Source organism: Salicola sp. Rm-C-2C1-2 (assembly GCF_040196175.1).
Lineage (GTDB): Bacteria > Pseudomonadota > Gammaproteobacteria > Pseudomonadales > Oleiphilaceae > Halospina.
The window spans coordinates 839520-860567 of the sequence record NZ_JBEFNF010000001.1 but is presented as its reverse complement, the minus strand read 5'-3'; the positions used below and the strand labels follow the sequence as shown (position 1 = coordinate 860567).

The 21048-nt window shown below is 58.6% G+C and carries 20 protein-coding genes, 1 tRNA gene and 1 other RNA gene; 8 read left to right on the top strand and 14 right to left on the bottom strand.

Going from position 1 to position 21048, the window contains the following annotated elements:
• Nucleotides 1-24: 24 nt before the first annotated feature.
• From AAF659_RS03975 to ffs, 9 genes are all read right to left on the bottom strand, one after another.
• The gene (locus tag AAF659_RS03975; protein WP_349750392.1) at nucleotides 25-867 is read right to left on the bottom strand and encodes an AAA family ATPase; all 843 of its coding nucleotides are present in this window, start codon (nucleotides 865-867) and stop codon (nucleotides 25-27) included.
• 157 nt (nucleotides 868-1024) lie between these two features.
• Nucleotides 1025-3535 (bottom strand): VWA domain-containing protein, encoded by a 2511-nt coding sequence (locus AAF659_RS03970; protein ID WP_349750391.1) that lies wholly within the window; start codon nucleotides 3533-3535, stop codon nucleotides 1025-1027.
• Between the two features lie 100 nt (nucleotides 3536-3635).
• Nucleotides 3636-3980 carry a hypothetical protein gene (locus AAF659_RS03965; RefSeq protein WP_349750390.1) on the bottom strand — a complete coding sequence of 115 codons (345 nt, stop codon included), beginning with the start codon at nucleotides 3978-3980 and terminating at the stop codon, nucleotides 3636-3638.
• Nucleotides 3981-3984: 4 nt separating this feature from the next.
• Nucleotides 3985-4245, bottom strand: coding sequence for a YcgL domain-containing protein (locus AAF659_RS03960; RefSeq protein WP_349750389.1), 261 nt, complete (start codon nucleotides 4243-4245; stop codon nucleotides 3985-3987).
• Nucleotides 4238-5374: a ribonuclease D gene (locus AAF659_RS03955; RefSeq protein ID WP_349750388.1), complete on the bottom strand. Its 1137-nt coding sequence runs from the start codon at nucleotides 5372-5374 to the stop codon at nucleotides 4238-4240. The genes AAF659_RS03960 and AAF659_RS03955 overlap by 8 nt, the downstream gene beginning before the upstream one ends.
• Before the next feature lie 11 nt (nucleotides 5375-5385).
• Entirely contained in the window at nucleotides 5386-5988 is a 603-nt protein-coding gene (gene recR / locus AAF659_RS03950; RefSeq protein ID WP_349750387.1) for a recombination mediator RecR, read from the bottom strand.
• A gap of 12 nt (nucleotides 5989-6000) precedes the next feature.
• Nucleotides 6001-6324 (bottom strand): YbaB/EbfC family nucleoid-associated protein, encoded by a 324-nt coding sequence (locus AAF659_RS03945; protein ID WP_349750386.1) that lies wholly within the window; start codon nucleotides 6322-6324, stop codon nucleotides 6001-6003.
• Nucleotides 6321-8090, bottom strand: coding sequence for a DNA polymerase III subunit gamma/tau (gene dnaX, locus AAF659_RS03940; protein ID WP_349750385.1), 1770 nt, complete (start codon nucleotides 8088-8090; stop codon nucleotides 6321-6323). The genes AAF659_RS03945 and dnaX overlap by 4 nt, the downstream gene beginning before the upstream one ends.
• A 109-nt stretch (nucleotides 8091-8199) precedes the next feature.
• An RNA gene (ffs, locus tag AAF659_RS03935) (signal recognition particle sRNA small type) lies at nucleotides 8200-8296 on the bottom strand.
• 161 nt (nucleotides 8297-8457) lie between these two features.
• Here ffs and AAF659_RS03930 point away from each other — a divergent pair.
• The 3 genes from AAF659_RS03930 to AAF659_RS03920 are packed head-to-tail and all read left to right on the top strand — an operon-like array spanning nucleotide 8458 to nucleotide 11746.
• The gene (locus AAF659_RS03930) at nucleotides 8458-9270 is read left to right on the top strand and encodes an ATP-dependent zinc protease family protein (protein WP_349750384.1); all 813 of its coding nucleotides are present in this window, start codon (nucleotides 8458-8460) and stop codon (nucleotides 9268-9270) included.
• Between the two features lie 59 nt (nucleotides 9271-9329).
• Entirely contained in the window at nucleotides 9330-10790 is a 1461-nt protein-coding gene (locus AAF659_RS03925; RefSeq protein WP_349750383.1) for an inactive transglutaminase family protein, read from the top strand.
• A complete protein-coding gene (locus AAF659_RS03920) occupies nucleotides 10790-11746 on the top strand; it encodes an alpha-L-glutamate ligase-like protein (protein WP_349750382.1) in 957 nt (318 codons plus the stop codon). Before AAF659_RS03925 ends, AAF659_RS03920 begins: the two co-directional genes overlap by 1 nt.
• Before the next feature lie 30 nt (nucleotides 11747-11776).
• Here the strand turns inward: AAF659_RS03920 and AAF659_RS03915 are convergent.
• The 3 genes from AAF659_RS03915 to AAF659_RS03905 form a co-directional block, all read right to left on the bottom strand.
• Nucleotides 11777-11865 (bottom strand) — tRNA-Ser (locus AAF659_RS03915).
• A gap of 81 nt (nucleotides 11866-11946) precedes the next feature.
• Nucleotides 11947-12777, bottom strand: coding sequence for a CheR family methyltransferase (locus tag AAF659_RS03910; protein ID WP_349750381.1), 831 nt, complete (start codon nucleotides 12775-12777; stop codon nucleotides 11947-11949).
• 17 nt (nucleotides 12778-12794) lie between these two features.
• The gene (locus AAF659_RS03905; RefSeq protein WP_349750380.1) at nucleotides 12795-13736 is read right to left on the bottom strand and encodes a chemotaxis protein CheV; all 942 of its coding nucleotides are present in this window, start codon (nucleotides 13734-13736) and stop codon (nucleotides 12795-12797) included.
• A gap of 164 nt (nucleotides 13737-13900) precedes the next feature.
• Here AAF659_RS03905 and flgA point away from each other — a divergent pair, with 164 nt between their 5' ends.
• The 3 genes from flgA (at nucleotide 13901) to AAF659_RS03890 (ending at nucleotide 15586) form a co-directional block, all read left to right on the top strand.
• The gene (gene flgA, locus AAF659_RS03900; protein ID WP_349750379.1) at nucleotides 13901-14632 is read left to right on the top strand and encodes a flagellar basal body P-ring formation chaperone FlgA; all 732 of its coding nucleotides are present in this window, start codon (nucleotides 13901-13903) and stop codon (nucleotides 14630-14632) included.
• A gap of 132 nt (nucleotides 14633-14764) precedes the next feature.
• The gene (flgM, locus tag AAF659_RS03895; RefSeq protein WP_349750378.1) at nucleotides 14765-15088 is read left to right on the top strand and encodes a flagellar biosynthesis anti-sigma factor FlgM; all 324 of its coding nucleotides are present in this window, start codon (nucleotides 14765-14767) and stop codon (nucleotides 15086-15088) included.
• A gap of 6 nt (nucleotides 15089-15094) precedes the next feature.
• Complete coding sequence (locus AAF659_RS03890) at nucleotides 15095-15586, top strand: flagella synthesis protein FlgN (protein WP_349750377.1); 492 nt, start codon at nucleotides 15095-15097, stop codon at nucleotides 15584-15586.
• Between the two features lie 6 nt (nucleotides 15587-15592).
• Here the strand turns inward: AAF659_RS03890 and AAF659_RS03885 are convergent, their stop codons facing one another.
• A complete protein-coding gene (locus tag AAF659_RS03885) occupies nucleotides 15593-16333 on the bottom strand; it encodes a cyclic di-GMP-binding domain-containing protein, MshE-related (RefSeq protein ID WP_349750376.1) in 741 nt (246 codons plus the stop codon).
• A 105-nt stretch (nucleotides 16334-16438) separates the two neighbouring features.
• Between AAF659_RS03885 and mnmC1 the strand changes: the two genes are divergently transcribed.
• Together mnmC1 and AAF659_RS03875 are read left to right on the top strand one after the other, a co-directional pair.
• Nucleotides 16439-17554 (top strand): FAD-dependent 5-carboxymethylaminomethyl-2-thiouridine(34) oxidoreductase MnmC1, encoded by a 1116-nt coding sequence (mnmC1, locus tag AAF659_RS03880; protein ID WP_349750375.1) that lies wholly within the window; start codon nucleotides 16439-16441, stop codon nucleotides 17552-17554.
• A 68-nt stretch (nucleotides 17555-17622) separates the two neighbouring features.
• Nucleotides 17623-18249, top strand: a complete 627-nt coding sequence (locus AAF659_RS03875) for a CBS domain-containing protein (RefSeq protein WP_349750374.1) — start codon at nucleotides 17623-17625, stop codon at nucleotides 18247-18249.
• Nucleotides 18250-18261: 12 nt separating this feature from the next.
• Here AAF659_RS03875 and AAF659_RS03870 read toward each other — a convergent pair whose 3' ends face one another.
• Nucleotides 18262-20973 carry a hypothetical protein gene (locus tag AAF659_RS03870; protein WP_349750373.1) on the bottom strand — a complete coding sequence of 904 codons (2712 nt, stop codon included), beginning with the start codon at nucleotides 20971-20973 and terminating at the stop codon, nucleotides 18262-18264.
• Nucleotides 20974-21048: the final 75 nt, after the last annotated feature.

The following is a 21048-nucleotide window of genomic DNA, read 5'->3' as shown; positions in this document are numbered from 1 at the left end:
TGAATCCGCGTTACCGCCAGCGTATCAGCGGCGCCGGCGCGCCATGAATGCCAGTTTCTGCAGCAGGTGCACGTCCTGTTCGTTCTTCACCAGCGCCCCATAGAGTGGCGGCAGCGCATCGGAGGTGTCCTTGTCCTGGATAACCTTCTGGGCCAAATCATCTGCCATCAGCAGCTTGAGCCAGTCGATCAGCTCAGAAGTGGACGGCTTTTTCTTCAGGCCAGGCACTCGGCGCACGTCAAAGAAGATCTCAAGCGCATCCTGAACCAGCTGCTGCTGAATGCCTGGGAAGTGCACATCCACGATCTCCTTCATGGTGTCGTGATCCGGGAAGTCGATGTAATGGAAGAAGCAACGCCGCAGGAAGGCATCCGGCAGTTCTTTCTCGTTGTTACTGGTGATCACAACGATCGGGCGCTGTTTTGCCACCACCTGCTGTTGGGTCTCGTAAACAAAGAATTCCATGCGGTCGAGTTCCTGTAGCAGGTCGTTGGGAAACTCGATGTCCGCCTTATCGATCTCATCGATCAGAAGCACAGCCCGCTGGTCCGCTTCAAATGCTTCCCACAGCTTGCCCTTTACGATGTAGTTGCCAATGTCGTGAACCTTGTCGGAACCGAGCTGTGAGTCGCGCAGTCGCGAGACCGCATCGTACTCATACAACCCCTGCTGGGCCTTGGTGGTGGACTTGATGTGCCAGGTGATCAGCTCGGCGCCAACGCCGCTAGCCATCTCCTCAGCCAGCTTGGTCTTGCCAGTACCGGGCTCGCCCTTGATCAGCAGTGGGCGCTCCAGTGTGATGGCTGCGTTAACGGCCATCTGGAGTTCGTCAGTGGCAACGTAGTTCTCGGTACCCTCAAATTTCATGTCAGCGAACCTCAGTCAGGAAACTGGCGGCCGCGGTCCCCTTAATAACGGGTCCGGCCTTGTGCGAGGGGCGAAGTATATAGGCAGGCGGACGGGGCCAACAAGTAATCGTCGGCCCCGAATCCGGAACCATGGCGCAGCCAAGGTTCACAGAACGTCAGCGGTTGCTGTCATCCTCTTCACTGGAATCCGCCTGATCTCCCTGATCCGGCAGATCATCGAATTCGGATATATCAAAGTCTTCCAGCGAGAACTCGTCCTCGCCGGCATTATCCTGGTTTTCCTGGTTTTCTTCCAGAATCTGATCAGCCAACGCCTCAGGGTCGTCCTCCGAACTCTCTTCACCTCCGAGGGTCGGAATGGCTTCCTCAGCTTCGCCGGCCTCTGCCTGGGCGGATTCATCGGGCTCAGCGCTGTCCCCCTCTTCATCAGGCTCTGGCTCTGGCTCTGGCTCTGGCTCTGGCTCTGGCTCTGGCTCTGGCTCTGGCTCTGTAGCAGTCTCCTCGTCAGCGCCAGTGGGCTCCACTGTGGGAACGGCTTCATCGCCCGCTGAAGCATCCTCTGATAGGGCCTCAGAGTTTTCTGCCTCAGGCGCTTCGTCTTCTTCAGGCGCTTCATCTTCTGTTTTCTGCGCCTGATAGGCAGCGGCCGCTTCCGCCAGGGAAGTGCCATCATCCGGCCCGGAATCCGGCTCCTGTGTGTCTTCCGTTTCCAGGTCCGCCTCCATGGCAGGTTCTTCGGACTCACCAGACGCTTCATCCGCCGGTGTTTCAGGGGTGCTTTCGCTTTCCCGCGGCGCAGGCCGCTGAGCGCCAGAGGCACCGCGGCGACGCAGCCACCACCAGAGCCCACCAGCGATGGCCATCAGACCGATAAGGCCACCACCTGCACTGCCCCAAAGCAGCCAGTTGATACCATCCCCTGCATCAGACGCCTTTTCCGGCTCTGGTTTTTCCTCAGGCGGTTCAACAGGCTCAGGATCAAAAAGCGGTTCCGGCTCTGGTTCCGGCTCCGGCTCGGGCTGCGGCGCCGGTTCCGGGCGCTGCGGCTCAGGCTTCAGTGTCTGGTAATCCGCCGTATCAGCCGTGCGTGGGAACTGAGCCTCAAAAGCTGCGGTACTCAATGATACAGGGCGACCATCCTGGGTTTGCGCCTCCATGTTGAGACGAACACGGTAGGTTCCATCGCCCTGTTCTCCGGTCAGCGTCATCATCCGGTCGCGACCATTGGAGTCCGACTGCAGAATGCGCTTCCGTGTCTTACCATCCGGACCGGTCACCATCGCCGAAACGTCTATGCTCTGCGCTGCAAGTCCAGGATCACGCGGAATTACCCGGAATACCCAGCGGCTGTCGTCCCCGGTCCCGACGCCCTGGATTTCAGTATCAAACGGCGGTTTCAGTTTAACCTCCTGACGCTGACTGCGCTGGAAAGTCTCACCTTCACCGATAAGCCGGACCTCGTAGCGTCCCGGCTCACTCAGGGTTGCAATCTCGCCGCCAAAAACCCCGTTGGTGGGTACACCCGCTCCTGAAAGTCGGACGGTTCCCTGGCGATCCCCTTCCTCGTTCCGGATCTCGGCGCGGACATCCATCACTCCGAGGAAGTCCTCATCGGTGAGCCGGTCGCCATCCTCGTAGAAGGCGACTTCCAGATCCAGAACATCCGAGGCGAAGAACCGCGCCGGCAGATCAGCAACTGCCATTCGCAGCTCACTGACCACTTTGATGCGGCTGTCCGGCCCCACCATCGCGTCCACCTCCCAACGTCCGGTGGTGGGCTCCGGAATGGTCACCAGATCATAGGTCTCCGCGCGGTGCCAGCGGCCACCCTCAGGCAGGCTGTTACGCTTGACCCGGTTGCCTGCCGGATCAACCAGTTCCGCCGACTCTGTTCCCCGATCCCGGAAAATCAGTGCTGTAAACTCATCCACACTGTCATCAATTGAGAATCCCTTGTTCTCAAGTGGAACCTCCTCAGTCGGCGAGGCCGCACCAAACGCTGAGAGAAAGGCCCTGATCAGTTCCGTATCCGAGCGGGCGATGGCATGGTGCCCCCCGGTTTCAGCAGCAAGCTGTTCCAGCAGGGGGCCATCAGCTTCTTCCGAAAGCGCCAGTGTGTGCAGCCGTGCGCCATGCTCCTGAAAATGGCCGACCACCTGATCCAGAATACGCTCACGCTCTTCCCGACTGGCCTCCTCGCCCTCTGGAACATCCACCATACCATCAGTAAGCAGGACCACATGGGTATTGTCATAATCACCGCCAGGCCAGAAGTCCTCAGTGGCGGTCTCCAGGGCCCGCCCCATGTGCGTGTACTGTCCAGGCGATCCAATCTGCGAGCGGGCATCACGCATCTGCTGACGCCACTGATCGTCGACCTCTTCCAAGGGCACCAACATGTTCACGTAGCGTGCAAAAGTCCATAGTCCGCTACGGGCTCCCTCGGGCATGAGCTCGGCCAGCATGGGCACAGCCTGACTGCGCAGATTACCCGGATCGGTACGTTCCATGCTCCCGGAAACATCCACCACAAACCGGACATCAATATCGGCAGGCAGCTCCGGCGCCTGTGACTGTTCCTGCGTCTGAGCGGTCACCATCCCGGTCACTGAGAGCAACAGAATGGCCAGAAGAATGTGAAACGATCTGAATAGTGACTGTCCCATGGCGGCCTTATTTCATGTGATGTCTGGGAAGGACGAAAAACCTGCTGATTACACTCAACCTATAGCAGGAATCCCGCAGAATGAAAGCACACGGCTGCAATCAGGTTTTGCGGCGACGATACCTTGCCCACCAGGCATCCAGTGCCAGAACAGCCAGCATGGCGGCGCCGGCCAGGCTATACACGAACAGGGTCCGGCCCATGACTGCCTGCTGCCCCAGAAGCACCGCGTAGGAAAAGTTCAGCCAGGCAGGCACCAGCCATTCGGCGGCCCGCTCCGAGGCCACAGGAGTCAGCAGTACCAGCGCCAAAAGCCCCTTTAGAAACTGCCGCAGGATCCGCAGCGGCAGCCACCAAACGATCCGAGCCCAGAAGCGGTAGACGACCAGAAAACCAAGCAGATACACCGCCCAGGCGATGTTGTACTCAGTCAGTAACAGCTCCATGGGTTTACTCCGAGGTCTCCACTGTTTTCGGTGGCATCTGAAGGTAGAACCCCTGGTCACTGATCGCCGCGAGCACATCGGCGGCGCTGACCCGTGCCAGCCGACGCTCCGGAGTGAGCACAAGGTCCATGGCATGCACCGGTTGCCCGAAGTACGCCATCAGGGATGCGGGCAGCGTTGCGGGATCGGTTTCCCGTGGCAGGAACACATACATGCCCTCACGCTTACTGCTTCGGTAGATACTGATCAGATGCTTGTCACTCATGGAAACAGACTTCCAGTTCATTTTTGCGGGATGCCAGCAGCTCACCGCGCCACCCTTGCGCAAGGAGAGCCGGAGTGCAGGCTTCACGGAGGCCAGCGCGAACAGCCGGCTCAAGATAACGCCGCGACGCGATAAGTTCCAGCGGCAAACCGGCGCTCTCCGCCTGCTCTGTCAGAATGCGCCTGACGTTGCGGTAAACATCCTTTTCATGGCGCGTCAGCGGGGGCGGTATGAGGTCGACTGCTTGTTCCGGACCTGCGACCACTTCAGAGATCACCGCAACAAGCGCATCGCCCTCTCGCCGGACAACGCCACTGGGCACCCCTTCTATGCCCGCGAGCGCCTTACGGCTACGCGGCAGTGCCTCTGCCAGCCGGATCAAAACACGATCCTCAATCACACGCCCACGGGGTCGGTCCAGTTCCCGGCAACGATGCTCACGCCAGGTGCAAAGCGCACGCAACACCGCCTGATTGCCGGGGCGCAGCCGCCAGGCTCCGGTAAGCCGCAGATAATAGTTTTCAGGCGGGTCGGCCACGCTCTGGCGCTCACACCAGCGTTCGCTTTCCTCGGCGAGGGCATTCTGGAACCCTCTCGCTGAGACCTTACTCATCAGATGCTCGTAGAGCGGCATCAGGTAGTACACATCCGCTGTGGCATAGTAGATCTGGGCATGGGATAGCGGACGCGCCAGCCAGTCTGAGCGCGTCTCGCCCTTGCCCAGCGCTACGCCCAGACAGGTCTCAACCAGCCGGGCATACCCTACGGACATGCCATAGCCGGCAAACGCCGCTGCCAGCTGTAGATCCAGTGCGCCCTGAACTCGAACCCCAAGCCAGTCGCGGAAGAGCTCGATGTCCTCGCTCATGGCGTAGAGGTGTTTGGCGCGCTGCGGATCCTCCAGAAGATCACGCAGAGCGCCAGCGCGCGCAGCCGCGTCCGGTTCCACCAGCGCCATATTGCCGGCGATGGCCAGCTGCACCAGGCCGGGAATCGCATGAAAAGTTGTCACACGCTCAAACTCTGAGTCGATTCCCACCGCACAGTCGTTCGGGCGTGAAGCGAGCCACGCATCAAGCTGTTCCGGGGACGCCAACCATGCGGCCTGCTCAGGATCGGGATGGTTCATCGGCTGCTCCATTACCCGGCAAGTGGCCGACGGCCCCGCAGGGCATGGCTGAGAGTGCCACCATCCACGCCTCCGAGCTCACCACCAACAGGCAGCCCCTGGGCAGGCCGGGTGATCGCTACCTTTTCCGGGTCCACACGATCCGCAATGTAATGGGCTGTCGCGTCGCCCTCCACAGTGGCATTGGTCGCCATGATGAGTTCCGTAACACCCCGCTCGTGGATCTGTCTCAGCAGCCAATCCACCCCGATCTCTTCGGGCCCGATGCCGTCGATAGGCGACAGATGCCCCAGCAGCACAAAATAGTAGCCGCGATAATCACCGGACTGCTCAATCGCAGCAAGATCGGCGGGCGATTCCACCACGCACATCAATGAACTGTCCCGTCGGTTATCCGCGCAGACCGGGCAGAGAGAGTCCTCGGCAAAAGTCTGGCAACGTTCACAGCGCCCGATATTCGCGAGAGCATCATCCAGCTGGCGTGCCAGCGCAGCTGCGCCCTCACGATCACGCTCCAGCAGCTGGAAAGCCATCCGCTGGGCGGACTTGCGCCCCACTCCGGGGAGACACTGCAGTGCTTCGATCAACGCCTCAAGGCGCGGACTCAGACTCATGATTCACTCGCCTCAGGAGGGCATATTGAAGCCGGGCGGCATGCCCATCCCCTGCGTCATATTACCCAGCTTTTCCTTCTGATGCTCCTCGACCCGCCGCACGGCATCGTTAACCGCAGCCGCCATCAAGTCTTCCAGCACCTGCCGGTCTTCATCCATCAACGATGGATCAATATCCACATTGCGCACGTCATGACGCCCGTTCATGGTGACCTTGACCATGCCAGCGCCTGACTCTCCGATAACCTCAGCCTTGGCGACCTCTTCCTGCGCCTTCTGCAGGTCTTCCTGCATCTGCTGCGCCTGTTTCATGATGTCGTTCATGCCGCCCTTCATCGTGCCACCTCTCTGCTGTCTGTTGCCCCCGCTTCCGGCGCCTGCGGAGGCTGTATGCTGTCTTCAATCACTTGAGCGCCGAAACGCTCGACAATCTGCTGAACCACCGGATCGCCATGGATGGCGCTGACCGCGTTCGCTTGTGCCTCTTCGACCTCAGCCTGCCGCCACACCTCCGGGGTTGCTCGACCGGGATCACCCTCTCGGAATACCAGTGTGACATGGCTTCCGGCGACCGAGTTCACTGCCTCACGGATCCGCTGCTGATGCCGCTCGTGCAGGAGCTGATAATGCCCGGAGGCCAGTGTGAGCACCCAGGCGCCTTTTTCTTCATGATGAGCCGCGTTAGCCGCAAGTGTTGCCGGCATCCCCTGCAACGGCAACTGGTCAAAATCGCGGCACCAGTCAAAACCGCCGCTTTTGCCTGCATCCGGTTCAGCAGAAACCCCGGCGACGGGTTCCGCCTCTGCATTACCCGCATTGCGATCCGCTTCATCTTCAGGAATCGGCGGTTCGGACTCAGGAACCGGTTCTGGTTCTGGTTCGGGTTCTGGTTCGGGTTCGGGTTCGGGTTCTGGTTCGGGCTCCGGTGCAGGTGCCGCCTCTTGAGCGGTCGTGCTCGATTCTTCCACTACCGGCGCAGGCGCTCCTGTTTGACCGCCCTGGGGCGGGGTATCAACCGGTTCCGGTCGGAATGCGAGCATGCGCAGCAGCGCCATCTCAAACCCCATCCGGGCATCCGGAGTGATCGCCAGATCCCGTCGCGCTGTCAGGGCCGTCTGATAGAACAGCTGGGCGTCTTCGGGGCTCAACTGCCGGGCCAGGGTCCGGATCCGCTCCTGGTCGCCCTGACTGTTGTCATTGCTTCCGGGAATTGCCTGCTCCAGAGAAATACGATGGAACACATCCAGCATATCCGCCAGTACCGCACTATAGTCGGGCGCGAACTCGGCGATCCGGTTCACCTCATTGAGCAACGTCTGGCCATCGCGCTGGATCAGTGCATCCAGCATGCTGAAGATGTCGGCCCTGTCCAGCGTACCCAGCATCCGACTGACACTCTCTGACTCCAGACGCCCGCCACTGAAGGCCACCGCCTGGTCGGTCAGGCTCAGAGCGTCACGCATGCTGCCGTCCGCGGCCCGCCCCAGCAACCAGAGCGCACTGTTTTCATACTCAATGCCTTCCTGAGCGAGGATATGCTCAAGGTGGGAAACAATCAGTTCGGGGCCCAGTCGCTTGAGATTGAACTGGAGGCAACGGGAAAGAATTGTTACCGGAAGCTTCTGGGGATCTGTGGTCGCCAGCAGAAACTTTACATGATCGGGAGGCTCTTCCAGCGTTTTCAGCAACGCATTGAAGCTGTGGCTGGAGAGCATGTGGACTTCGTCGATGAGGTAGATGCGGAACCGCCCGCGTGTAGGCGCATAATGGACGTTGTCCAGCAACTCACGCATGTCCTCAACACGGGTCTGGGAGGCAGCATCGATCTCAACCAGATCCACGAACCGCCCCTCCATGATCTCCCGGCAGCTATCGCATTCACCACAGGGGGTAGAACTGATGCCGCGCTCGCAACTCAGGCAACGAGCCAGAATGCGGCCGATCGTGGTCTTGCCAACACCCCGGGTTCCAGTGAACAGAAAAGCCTGGTGGAGACGATCCTGATCCAACCCATGCACCAGCGCTCTGAGCACATGCTCCTGACCCACAAGATCCTGAAAACGGGAAGGGCGCCATTTGCGTGCTAGTACCTGATACGTCATGCCGAACCATCCATTATCTGATGGGACACTTTATCACGGCCTTATCTCGGGATGGCAAGCAGACGGTTTAGCCGGGAATCAAAGCTGGGGAAAGGAAAAACTGGGGGTGGCCTGCCAGCGACACTCCGGCACACGAATCCACCGTTACGGCTGCTCCCTTCCGGGCCTGACCGGGTTCACGGTTTATCGTTGCGAAGGCACCAGCAGGACCACCATCGCGCTCAGCCGGGCTCTTCTATGCCCTCGCTGAGAGCCGAAAGTCTATCACCAATGTAACTCCCGCTTCAAGCCGCCCATCGTCAAGCAGGAGTGCAGTCTCTATACTCCCGGGGTCTATGCGGACGCCACCACCGGAAAGAGGAACCCCATGCCAGCTGTGCCCCGCATCCTGATCTTTCTCGCGGCATTGTTGACCGCTGGTTGCGCTCATTTCCAGAACGGGCCCACTAACGACAACATTGAGGTTCTCAAAGCGCAGCTGGCACACCAGCAGAGTCAGATCGCCTCCCAGCAGGCCCTGCTAAACGCAATGTTGGGCGAGCAGAGCACCGCCACAAGGCAGCAGCAACGGGGCTTCGCTAACCTCCAAGACCAGATGGAACGCCTGCGCAGCGTTACCAACCGCCATCTGGCATCCCGCAACACCACTGATGACGGTGACGCCTGCCCCATTCTGTCAACCAGGCTGAGCGGTAGCCGTGAACAGTGTTCCGGGCTCACCCGGATCGGTTCGGTGGAAGTCGTCCGCCTGCTGCCTCCGGACCATTTTTTCGAGGCTCGGGTCGACACCGGCGCCAATACATCGTCGCTGGATGCCCGGCATATTAAGGTCTTTGAGCGCGATGGTGATGATTACGTTCGTTTCACTCTTGCTGGCGAACACTTCGCCAATGGCGAGTCCATTGAGATGGAGCGCCCCGTATCCCGTTTCGTTCAGATCATCCAGGCATCCAGCGAGCAGAATGACCGACGGCCCGTCATCGAACTTCAGTACCGTATCGGGCCTGTTGAGCGGGTAGCGGAATTCACTCTGAACAACCGCGAGCGCCTGACCTACCCTGCCCTGATCGGGCGCAATATCCTCAAGGATCTTTTCAGGGTTGATGTTTCCACCCGATTCATCCTCAGCGACCGCGATCGAGCAAAGCAAAATAGCGTCAGCAACGGGGATGAGGAATGAGCCAGCGCTCTCTTTTTTATACAGCCGTAACCGCCCTTATTCTAATCGGCGCCTCGCTGATGTGGCTGCGACATGATCGACTTGGTATCCCCATGGTCCCCGAGAACGACGCCCCTATCTGGCTGGTGGAGGCTCGCATTGACTTTGTGGCCCTGAGCGAGGAAACACTGGCCAGCCTCAGCCTCCCGGATCAACCACCGGGTTATGACATTATTTCGGAACAGGCCGCATCTCCGGGCTACGGGTTCTCCCGGGTTTCTGACACCGGGCATCCACGCGGTGAGTGGTCCAAACGCGAAGCAACCGGACCCCAGACGCTCTACTATAAGGCCCAATTCGCGCCGAACGGTAACCGCTCCAGTCGACGCGACAAAGCCGGTGATCCTCCTTCCGATCCCAAACGGATCATCTGGGAAGAACCCCAGGCTACGGCTGCAGCGGACCTGCTTGATACCGCCACACGGCGTTCCAGCACCCCTGCCAGCCTGACACGGGAGCTTATCAAGGCAGTACAGAGCCCTAACGACCAGAATGCCGCACTGCTTCTGGACCAGCATTCATCACAAAAGCTTGTGGTCCGGCTGCTGAACCAGTCCGATGTCCCTGCCCGCCTTGCGATGGGCCTGAAACTGGAAGACGCTCGCCGGAATCAGAGCCTCCAGCCACTGGTGGATGTGTACTTTGACGGTGCCTGGCACCTGTACGATCTGGAGCGCAGTGATCAGATGGGCATTACCCCGCACACCCTGATTTGGCACCGTGCCAGCGGGCCCGTGCTTGAGGTGATGGGCGGCCAGAATTCACAGGTGCGATTTTCAATGATGCGCCAGAGCATTCCGGCACTGGATCTCGCTCAAAACCAGGTCTCCACTGATCAGCCCATGGGCTACATCAGCCTCTACCAACTGCCGATCGAGGAACAGGGGATGCTGAAGCTGCTTCTGCTGCTGCCGGTGGGGGCACTGGTTGTCGCCTTCATGCGGATCGTCATCGGGATACACACATCCGGCACTTTCATGCCGGTGCTCATTGCCCTGGCCTTCATCCAGACGACGCTACTGCCAGGGCTGACCGCCTTTCTGACCATTGTCGGTCTGGGCCTGCTCCTGCGGGGTTACCTTTCACGCCTCGATCTGTTGCTGGTGGCACGAATCGCCGCGATGATTGTGCTCGTGGTTCTTTTAACCGCACTGCTGAGTGTTTTTGGGCATGAAATGGGGCTCGACCTCGGGATGACCATCACGTTCTTCCCGATGATCATCATCGCCTGGACCATTGAACGCATGTCAGTGATCTGGGAAGAAGAAGGCCCCCGTGAGGTCGCAATACAGGGTGGCGGCAGCCTGTTTGTGGCCATTGCCGCCTATGGCCTGATGCAGTGGCCTGCGGTGCAGCACCTGACCTTCAATTTCCCCGAGGTCCACCTGATCATTCTTGCCTTGATCCTGCTTGTAGGCCAGTACACCGGCTATAAGCTGTCTGAGCTCTACCGGTTCCGTTCTATGGCGGAGTATGACTGATGCTGGCATCCCCCGCTGCTCTGCGCAAGCGAGGCCTTCTGGGCATGAACCGCCGGAACGTGGCCTTTATCGCCCGCCATAACGAACGCCGCCTGTACCCACTGGTGGATGACAAAAAACTCACGAAGGAACGGGCCATGGTTCACGGGGTGGCGGCACCGACGCTTCGCGATGTTATTGATACCCAGCACGGTGTCCGCAACCTCGGACAACGCCTGGAATCGCTCAACCAGTTCGCCATCAAACCCTCACGCGGTGCCGGCGGCAAAGGCATCATGGTGATCCTTGAACGTGACGGCGATTTTTTCCTCAAAGCTTCCGGCCAGAGGCTTACACTGGGTCATCTTCAGCGTCACTGCTCCAACACCCTTGCCGGTCTTCACTCCCTCGCTGGCGCGCCGGACTCGGTCATCATCGAAGACTTGATCGAGTCCAATCCCTACTTCGAACCCCTGTCCGTTGAGGGCGTCCCGGACATCCGGGTCATTATTTTCCGCGGCATCCCCGTCATGGCCATGCTACGGCTCTCAACCCACGCCAGTGACGGCAAGGCTAACCTCCATCAGGGCGCCATCGGCGTAGGACTGGATCTGGCCAGCGGCCAGTGCATCCATGCGGTCCAGCACTCAAGCCGCGTACACAGCCACCCGGATACTGGGATTGACCTCAACCAGATCGCCATCCCCGACTGGCAGAACCTTTTAACCCTGGCAGCGCGCTGCCACGACCTGACCGGCCTGGGCTATCTGGGGGCGGACATCGTGGTCGATCGCAAGCGAGGACCGCTCATGCTCGAACTCAATGCAAGGCCTGGGCTGGCGATACAGATTGCCAACGGCAAGGGACTGCTGCCGCGTCTGGAGTGGATTGAAGGAATCAAGGATGTACCAGCCAGCGCTGAGACGCGCGCCTGGATGGCTATGACGCAATTCGGCGAGAGAAACGACGGAGCATAAAAAAACCCGGCCAAGGGCCGGGTTCTGTGTTGGCGGAGAGGGAGGGATTCGAACCCTCGGTACGCAGTACGTACACACGCTTTCCAGGCGCGCTCCTTCGACCACTCGGACACCTCTCCTTTGATCGATACGCGCAGGGCTCAGGGCCGCTGCGTTTTATGGGCGAAGACTGTACGCAAAACGCAGGGCAAACGCAACACTCACTTGGAACGATAGATGATTCCGGGACGGCACTGGACCATCTCATAATACTGGTTGAGCCCATTGAGGGATTCGGAAGCCCCCAGGAGCAAATAGCCGCCGCGTTTCAGAGTGGCATGTGTCCGCACCAGAATGTCCTGCTTAAGGTCGCTGGAAAAATAGATCAGCACGTTACGACAGAAGACAATATCAAACTTACCGAGATTAAACCGCTCCAGAAGATTGTGCTCGCGGAATGTCACCATATCCCGGATCTCTTTGCGCACTTGCCAGCTTCCCGAAGGCAGCTGAGTGAAGTACTGTTTCTGGCGATCCGCGGACAGCCCTCTACCCAGCGCCAGCAGTTCGTAAATACCATCTTTCGCGGCATCAACAACCGGTTTGGAAACATCCGTGGCGATGATCTCCACGGGACGCCGCAGTCGACCGGGATTACGGCGCCGATATTCATCGATCACCATTGCCATGGAATACGGTTCCTGCCCGGTTGAACAGGCGGCCGACCAGATCCGCAGAGGCTGGTTGGTGGATTCTGCCGCCATTTCCGGAAGCAGCCGCTCCTCCAGGATGCGAAACGGGTGTGTATCCCGAAACCAGAGCGTCTCGTTGGTCGTCATGGCATCAATGACTGTCTCGCTCAGCTCACTGCGCGGATTTTTGCGCAAGCGCTGAACAAGCTCACCAAGACTACTGAACCGGTTGTCCGCCATGATTCTGCGCAGGCGGCTCTTTACCAGGTACTGCTTATTCTCGCCCAGAAGAATACCTGAGGCGTCCTGCAGGAATTCCTTGAAGGCGCGGTAATCCTCCTGGCTGACCTCGGAACTCATTAGGCTCTACACCTCCGTCAGGATGGCATGTGCTGTCGCTGGTCCATAACAGCCATGACGCGCTCTGCCAGTTCGTTGGGATTAAACTTGGCCATGAACGCGTCAGCACCCACTTTTTCAACCATGGACTGATTGAATACGCCGCTGAGCGACGTATGCAGCATGATGTACAGAGGCTGAAGGGCGGAGTTGTTTTTGCAATGCGTTACCAGGGTATAGCCATCCATCTCCGGCATTTCAACATCCGAGATCATCAGGGCAAGATGATCGTGGATGGAACTGCCGTCCGCAACGAGCGACTCCAGATAGTCCATAGCCTCACGACCGTCATTGCAAATGACCACCTCCAGCCCCACGGCCTCCATGCATCGCTTGATCTGGCCCCTGGCCACGGACGAATCATCCACCACAAGAACCCGCATTGCACTATCACTGCTGGTATCCAGCGTTGACTCGAAGGTTTCGCTCACACTGTCATCAATGGGAGACACTTCCGCAAGGATCTTCTCCACATCCAGAACCTCAACCAGCTTCTCCTCCAACTCTGTTACCGCTGTAAGATATTCCGCCTTCGCCCGCTTGGGTGGTGGATGCACATCTTCCCAGTTCAGATTAACAATGCGTTCCACCCTTCGAACCAGAAACCCCTGAGTCTTGCGATTGTACTCGGAAACAATCACCAGTGATTCCGCCAGCTCCTCATCCGTCATCGGTTGCTTACCAATAGCCATACCCGTATCGATGATCGGCACCGTTTCTCCACGAACGTAGGAAACTCCTCTCACAACAGGATGACGATGCGGAATTGCTGACAGTTTCGGACAGGGGAGCACCTCCCGAACCTTGAATACGTTAATGCCGTATAGCTGGTTACCCTTGAGCTGAAACAGCAGCAACTCAAGGCGGTTCTGACCAACCATCTGGGTGCGCTGATTAACGTTGTCGAGAAGTCCCGCCATAGTCCTGCCTATCCTCACAAGTCGGCATGGTTATTGTATGATCTTGTCTGAGACAACAATAAACTCCGGCTTTCGCCATATCTTTGCCGGTCTGAGTCATACGCCATTCGATTCGGGTCGGATGAACCACCGGCTAACCGCAAGGATAGGACATTTTTGAGGCTATGCGCACCGATAACACCAACACGACGCCAAAATTCCGCCAGCTGCTACTGATGGCACTGCTGCTTCCGGGTATGGCGATCGCATCGGGGCCCAAAGCCAGTACTGCAGAGCGCATTGTTCAGGCTGCCAAGGATTTTCTGGAATCTTTTACCCAGAAACAGGCAGACAAAGGACGTGCGGTCGAATACGGCCTCGACAGCGTGGACAATCGTCTTTCTCTTGCCCATTGCCCTCAGGATTTGGATGTTGAGTTTGCCGGCGACCCGGAACGCTCCACTCGCACGACACTGCTTGTGAGCTGTCAGGGGGATCGCCCCTGGCGAATTTTTCTCAGCGCAAAGGTGCGCATTCAGGTAGACGGCTGGGTGGCGGACAGACCCATCGGACGCGGGGAACGGTTGACACAGAGCATGCTGCGCTCCAGCGCTGTTGTGATCAACGGACAGCGAAGTGGCGGTTTCCGGGATCCTCAGCACATGATCGGCATGCAGGCCAGCCGCACCATCCGCGCGGGCACGGCCATTACCCCCCGCATGCTTGAGCAACCACTGGCAGTGGAGCGGGGGGACCGCGTTGTCATCTCGGCTGGCAGCGACGCCTTTTCTATTACCACACGCGGCGAGGCGGAACGCAGCGGCCGAGTGGGCGAACAGATCCCGGTAGTCAATGAGAACTCAGGGCGCCGGATCAAGGGCCGGATCACGAAACCGGGCCATGTCGCCATCAACTGAACACGGCGGCAGGAAAATGCCGGCCACCGGCAGTTCCGTGCCCAGAGACAAAAAAATTGGCAGGAGGCTAAAGTCTGCGCCCTCGCTGCCGTTACAATGAGCAGAGAGTACGGATCCGAAACGGGGTGAGCCATGGCAGTTGACTTCAATGGGGCTAACAACAACGCCCTCAACACCCAGAAACAAACACTGCGGCAACGCGACGGCACGCAGGGACAGAACCAAACACAACAGCCAGCGGAAGGCGGTTCACAGGCGCGCGAAAGCACACGCGTTGATCTGAGCCCTGATGCGCGCAATCTGAAAGCGGCGGAACAGACGCTTCAGCAACAGCCGGAAGTGGATGACGCTAAGGTCGCGCGTATCCGCGAGGCACTTGAGGACGGCTCCTACTCAGTCGACGCTGAAAAACTGGCCCAGAAAATGCAAGAAATGGATGACAGCATTTTCGGATAAGACGCTATGACTGATTATAAGACGACGTTCGAAACACTGGATCAGCTCCTCAGGAAAGACGAAGCTAACCTCAACAGGCTTGCGGAAGTACTGGAACAGGAACATCGCGCCCTGGCCAGCAACGCGATGGAGCAGCTGGAGCAGGCGACCAGTGAGAAAAACGAACTACTCGACGCGCTCAGAGACCGAGCAAAGCAGAAAATCCGCCTTCTGGCCCAAATTGGCTATCACCCCGATAGTGGCCAGGCAGTAAGCGACTTTCTCCGCGACCAGGCAGGCGCTGATTCAGCATTGATGGAGCGCTGGGAAGCCGCTCAGAAACAGCTTAGTGAATGCCAGCATCGCAATGCTGTTAACGGTCGTATCCTGAGTCACCTGCAGCGGCGCCTTTCCCGCGTCTCTGATATTATCAGGGGAGCCGATCAGCAGCAGGCGCTTTACGGCAGCACGGGCGAATCCCGCAACCTAACTCACAGCCAGGTATTCGCAAGCGCCTGATCCGGATCAGCGTGCCCGGATGGTCAAACTGGAATCGCTGGAAAAGCGGATGTCAGTGATGGTGATATTCCCCATGGAGTGGGATGCCGGTGCACCTTCGACTCTGATCCCCTCCATACGGATCTCGCCGATTCGCTCCGGCATAGCAAGACTTATGCCTCCACTGTTATCAATGGAAAATCCGGGGCCTTCCGGGCCATACTCCACTCCCTTCACCGTGAGATCCGAGTCCAGGAAGTTCAGAGCCGGCACGAAGGTGCGCGCTGTGAATTCAAGAGCATCAAGCGTTTGATCGTCAGCCTCTTGCGCTGAAGACGGTGGCTGCGCCAGGTCAATTGCATTTTTAGAGAACGCATCCCGGCCCTGGGCCACAGCACCGCTCATCTCTCCCGCACTCAATGGTTGCATGCCGTTTACGGAGGCGCGAACCTGCTGACTACTGGTTTGAGCCGATGCATTCGGCAGCGCCGGCGCGGGCGACGCAAGCGCCGCCATCGGCTGTAACGGTGTGACAACAATGGCCGTGAGGGCTGCTGCATACCGGTATCGCTTCTGGTGATTGAGCGTGCGCTCCAACTCACGCTCTGTGATCCACCCACTTTTGACGAGCACACTTCCCAATCGCTCACCGGAAACCCGCTGTTTCTCAAGGGCCTGCTGAAGCTGGGCGTCAGTGATGTAGCCGCGATTGACGACAAGCCGGCCAAGACGGCTTTTCTCGAGTTGCTGAGAGCTGGGCGTTGCCATGGATGCATCCCTTTAGTTGTGCAATCCGAAAGTCCTTAAGTATAGTGACGGCACTATTAACCGATGTACAGAAAGTATACTTTATGAAAGGTAACGGAACGTCAAATGGCGCCAGCTGATGAACCAGTTCCGTCACCGGATGTGATCATTACTGGTGCCGGTGTAGCAGGCAGTATCACGGCACGGCGACTTGCAGAGACAGGCGCGCGGGTCGTGGTGCTGGATCCCGCACCTCCATTCCCCCCCAACCCAGAGCGCCGTGGCGCGCTCTATATGAAACCGGCGGTTAACTACAGTCCGGAAACACGCTTTGCCCACGAGGCGTTTCTGGCCGCATCCGCGTTCTATTCACGCCTCCAGACGGAGCATGCGGATATCGACTTCTGGTCGCCAACCGGGACGTTGAGCCTGGCCTGGAATGAGCGTGAACACAAACGCCAGGAAAAGCTGATAGCCCGCAACCAATGGGATCCGGCTTTCCTGCAACCGGTTTCACCCCAGAAGGCCTCGTCACTGAGCGGTCTTGAAGTGACTGTACCCGGCCTCTGGTTTCCGGCGGGTGGCCACCTGCGTGTCGATGCGCTAAGGCAAGCAGCACTCACCCATCCGCTCATACGGGTTATTACTACGACAGCTCATGCGCAACAGGCCCAGGCGGGGACGGATCGCTGGTATGTACAGATGCCGAGTGGCGATCGTTTCCAGGCGCAGACCCTGATTTTTGCCACCGGAGCCGCTAGCACACAGTGGGCTCCGGAACTGCCGTTGGGGTGCATCCGGGGACAGCTAACCACACTCCCGGCCACCAAACTCACACCCCGGGTAGCGATGGCCGGCGCCGGCTATGCGCTGCCGCCGTTCGGAGGTCGGGTCTGCGTTGGCGCCACCTTCGATCGGCACTCAGACCTGGAAAAACCCGACAGCCACAGTGACCAGGCCAATCTCGAGAATCTGGCTCACTGGCTTCCATCGCTTGCCGAGGCGCTTGCGAAACCGCAAGCCTACGGAAACTGGGCCGGTTTCCGTAGCACAACGCCAGACCACATGCCCTTGGCCGGAGAACTCAATGGCCACTATGTGCTTGCTGGACTGGGCGGCAAGGGCCTGATGTACGCGCCTCTACTTGCCGACCATCTAATGGCATTGCGCTTGGGTGCCTCATCGCCTCTGGACGAGGATGCAGCCGAACGGATAGCGCCTTCACGATTCTTTCAGCGTTAACGATATTGCCTTAAATTTTCCGGGGACCCGCCGATAACCTTCTAAAACGGATCAATGGAGACGAATCCATGGCCATTTTTATTGCGGAGCCAAGCCGGCCGGTCGGAACGCGGCTACCCGAAGCACTTCGGGCCAGGCGCATACAGGAGACGGATCAGACCGACGCCATACACCGAACCGCCTCGAATACGGAGCAGGCCGAAGACCCCGCCCGGTTCCAGGCGGAACCCCAGGTCCGTCGCGCCCTGCGTGAATACCAGGAGGAATCCGGCGGTGAGGGAGATGCCGAATCCCCCTACCTACCCTCAAGCCGACTTGCTTCCCCAGCATTGCACATCGTCAGCGCTCGAGCATCGCTGCGCACTGCGCTGGATACCATGGCAGAGCACCTGGTCCACCACCTGGTGGTCACCACGGATGCGGGAGAAGTTGCGGGATTGATCGACGAAATCTGGCTGCTGCGCCAGATCCGTGAAGGGATGGCCGAGACCGCGCCGCTCTCCGGTTGCGAACTCCCCTCCTTCATAACCGTCACCCCGGAAACGGATGCCCACCACCTCGCCCAACAGATGCTCAGTCATGAGCTCAATGCCGCGCTGGTCATCAATCACGACAACAAGCCAGCGGGCATTATTACCGGCACAGATTTTCTGCGGCTGTACGCAGACGGCCACCACCTGCATACCACCATTTGATCAGGGTGGCGGTTATTGCGTGAGCGGATTGCCGACCTGATCGTACAGGCGGATACGCTGCCCCGAACCTCCATCCATCACAAGATAGAGCTTGCGGTCGCGATAGTTATCCAGAGCCACCACTGAGTCGGCATCACCGATAGTTGCACTCCAGCGCTGCTCAATCGCGGCCTCATCATCAGCCTGGGAACCAGTGTAGCGGACGCCCATCAGGTAGACGCTGTCATCCTTGGTCTGCCCTGCGATAAAGGCATTATCGCCTGAAACAACAAGTGCCTGAATGTTGCCCACCTGTGCGTTGTGATCTTCCAGATCCTGAGGATGTACCGCCGCCTGCAGATCGCCATTGCTGTTAACGATAAGGAGGAAAGCTCCAGCGGAACCGTCTGCCTCCTCCTTAAAGCCTCCCGAGTCATCCGCTTCATAGGGGCCGCCGTCGTTACCGGCCAGCCAGAAGCGACTACCGTCCGCATCGGACAGCGTCGCTCGGTCTTCGCCCTGAGTACCGAACTGGACTCGCTCATTCACGGCCCCCTCCGTATCACGGGAAAACAGATAGAAGTCCTCACCGCCAATGTTCGATCCAGGATCAACCGCACCCCCGTCACTGCCCAGAGCCACGATACCGGCTGTTCCCGGAGTAAAGAGCCCAGAGAGCGTAGCACCGGTAGCCTCCAGACTCTCCGTCCAGGACTGCTCTGCAACAGAGTCCCCATTGCTGTTTTCTGCGGTATCAATGCGTGTCATGCGTAAAGAAGCATCACCGAGAGCGCCGGCATAGACTGTACCCTCCGTGGTTACAGCCAGGGCACGCTGCAACCAATCACTTTCGGGGTCAGGCACCAACTCCCATACAAGCTCATCCGCTGAAGGAGAGCGGCTGATGCTGCCATCCTCAGTAGAGATGGTTGACCTGAAAAGCTTCACATCGCCCTGCTTCATTTGCGTCGGGTAGGCGAGCCCGAGATAGCGAGTCACCGCCGGGGCTCCGGATGTCCCACTATTCTCTCCCGCGAACGCCAACTGGAGGGTGCTGTTGTCTGCTAGCGAAGACCAGTCTGCATTGCCCTTGCCCTTCAGCTCACCAAGCGCAACAACATCCTTATCGCTGCTATCAGTAGATCCAAGACGGTTGATGCTCTGCAGACGGATCCCGCCGGAATCGTCAACGCCTGTGACATAGGCCTCACCAAGCTCACCAGCAACCAGGCTATTAACAGGAAACCCAAGCTCGTTCTGCGTCACATCATCTGTCCACTCGTTGATATGAGTCTCAAGGATACTATCAGTCGTCGCAGCCGCGAATTCACGGCCGTACTGGAAGCTCTGGTCAAACTGCAGCTCCCGCATAACTTCTTCTTTAAGAGGGGCATCGGTATCCGTGCTCGCCTGCACGTAGAAGGTGGTCGCGTCACCGCCCTTATCGAACTCAACAGTCAACGAGGCATCGTTGCTGCCGTTGCCAACTGTTACACACTCACTCCCACTACTACCCTCATCAGGGCAGAGATCAGCCTCCCAGGAGGAATCATCATCGACCTCGGCCACTTCAACCGCCGCATAGAGCGCTTCACCGGTGTCATTGGCGCGACTCAATGTGGCCGTCACTTCCCGCTTCCGGTTTTCACTCACAACAATGCTTTCCGCCTCAAAATCCGCCGTAGGCGTGTCATCCTCAATCGCAATGCTCCGGCTGCGTACCGCGCCGTTGTCATCGAGGCTGGCAATGCCCTTCGTTACCTGTTCCAGTTCAACATCGAAGAATTCCTCATCCTCCGCCAGATTATCGTCATGAACCCAGACCGGGATGAAGCAGGTTGTCTGTCCGGCCTCGAAATTGAGCAACCCCGTGGCACCGGTTGCTTCTTCTTTGATGTACTCAACGTATTCAGGCGGTTCTGGAAAACCGGAACCATAACGAGCGTTTCCATCAAGAACCAGATCTTCCCCATAGATCGCCCGGCTCTGATTGCCCTCCTGGTATTCACAGGGCAGATCAGAGTCCCCCTCACAGTTTTCTCCAGTGGCCGTATCCTGTCCGCCAACGCGGAACCGGACTGCCAAAGGTTCTACGGAAGGCTGCTCCAGATCCACACGGATCAGCGCCCGGCGGCTGGGGTACGCCCGGCCACCCGGGCTATAGCCATCGCCGTTTCCCACCACCAGACTCCCGTGCTCTACTGCGGCCTCGGGGGTCACCTGCCTATCCGGGATCTCACAGACTTCATCGGACCCATCGTTGACATCAGGTTCATACGCCTCTCCCTCGACCAGAGTGGCATCTACGATCTTCAGGGGATTGTGCCGGACATCAACGCTGAACTCACTGTCACCGATCAGGTTGCCGTCATTGGTGGCGATGCGGATGTTGTCGTACTGCCCCAGATCCGCCTCGCCTTCGCGGCCACCGCTGATGCCGGGAACGCCTCTCAGGACGATACCTTTTCGGGCTTTGTTGGTAGTCGCTTCCAGAGCCAGCCAGGAGGGATTGTTGACCAACGAATAATTGAGTGGATCGTCGCCCCCTAGTGCGCCAAAGTTGTAATTATAGTCCGCACCCAGATAGGCCACCTGGGGCGGAAGACCGAGAATCCGCGGGTCCTCTGGCGATTTACTCGTATCACCACAGCCTAGAAGCAACAATGGCAGCACTGAAATCAGCGCCGTCAGGATTCGGCGCACTGGGAAAGCGTAAGGGCTCACTCTCGCGGATGACATTCTCACGGTTCGGTATCCGTCGGGTCTCGAAACATCATCCATAGTAGGGGATCCGCTATAAACCGGATCCGTACTGGTTCT

Excerpts from the sequence above, each read along its gene's own strand:
- AAF659_RS03975 (WP_349750392.1), bottom strand. The coding sequence starts at position 867 with ATGAAATTTGAGGGTACCGAGAACTACGTTGCCACTGACGAACTCCAG.
- AAF659_RS03970 (WP_349750391.1), bottom strand. The coding sequence starts at position 3,535 with ATGGGACAGTCACTATTCAGATCGTTTCACATTCTTCTGGCCATTCTG.
- AAF659_RS03965 (WP_349750390.1), bottom strand. The coding sequence starts at position 3,980 with ATGGAGCTGTTACTGACTGAGTACAACATCGCCTGGGCGGTGTATCTG.
- AAF659_RS03960 (WP_349750389.1), bottom strand. The coding sequence starts at position 4,245 with ATGAGTGACAAGCATCTGATCAGTATCTACCGAAGCAGTAAGCGTGAG.
- AAF659_RS03955 (WP_349750388.1), bottom strand. The coding sequence starts at position 5,374 with ATGAACCATCCCGATCCTGAGCAGGCCGCATGGTTGGCGTCCCCGGAA.
- recR (WP_349750387.1), bottom strand. The coding sequence starts at position 5,988 with ATGAGTCTGAGTCCGCGCCTTGAGGCGTTGATCGAAGCACTGCAGTGT.
- AAF659_RS03945 (WP_349750386.1), bottom strand. The coding sequence starts at position 6,324 with ATGAAGGGCGGCATGAACGACATCATGAAACAGGCGCAGCAGATGCAG.
- dnaX (WP_349750385.1), bottom strand. The coding sequence starts at position 8,090 with ATGACGTATCAGGTACTAGCACGCAAATGGCGCCCTTCCCGTTTTCAG.
- AAF659_RS03930 (WP_349750384.1), top strand. The coding sequence starts at position 8,458 with ATGCCAGCTGTGCCCCGCATCCTGATCTTTCTCGCGGCATTGTTGACC.
- AAF659_RS03925 (WP_349750383.1), top strand. The coding sequence starts at position 9,330 with ATGTGGCTGCGACATGATCGACTTGGTATCCCCATGGTCCCCGAGAAC.
- AAF659_RS03920 (WP_349750382.1), top strand. The coding sequence starts at position 10,790 with ATGCTGGCATCCCCCGCTGCTCTGCGCAAGCGAGGCCTTCTGGGCATG.
- AAF659_RS03910 (WP_349750381.1), bottom strand. The coding sequence starts at position 12,777 with ATGAGTTCCGAGGTCAGCCAGGAGGATTACCGCGCCTTCAAGGAATTC.
- AAF659_RS03905 (WP_349750380.1), bottom strand. The coding sequence starts at position 13,736 with ATGGCGGGACTTCTCGACAACGTTAATCAGCGCACCCAGATGGTTGGT.
- flgA (WP_349750379.1), top strand. The coding sequence starts at position 13,901 with ATGCGCACCGATAACACCAACACGACGCCAAAATTCCGCCAGCTGCTA.
- flgM (WP_349750378.1), top strand. The coding sequence starts at position 14,765 with ATGGCAGTTGACTTCAATGGGGCTAACAACAACGCCCTCAACACCCAG.
- AAF659_RS03890 (WP_349750377.1), top strand. The coding sequence starts at position 15,095 with ATGACTGATTATAAGACGACGTTCGAAACACTGGATCAGCTCCTCAGG.
- AAF659_RS03885 (WP_349750376.1), bottom strand. The coding sequence starts at position 16,333 with ATGGCAACGCCCAGCTCTCAGCAACTCGAGAAAAGCCGTCTTGGCCGG.
- mnmC1 (WP_349750375.1), top strand. The coding sequence starts at position 16,439 with ATGGCGCCAGCTGATGAACCAGTTCCGTCACCGGATGTGATCATTACT.
- AAF659_RS03875 (WP_349750374.1), top strand. The coding sequence starts at position 17,623 with ATGGCCATTTTTATTGCGGAGCCAAGCCGGCCGGTCGGAACGCGGCTA.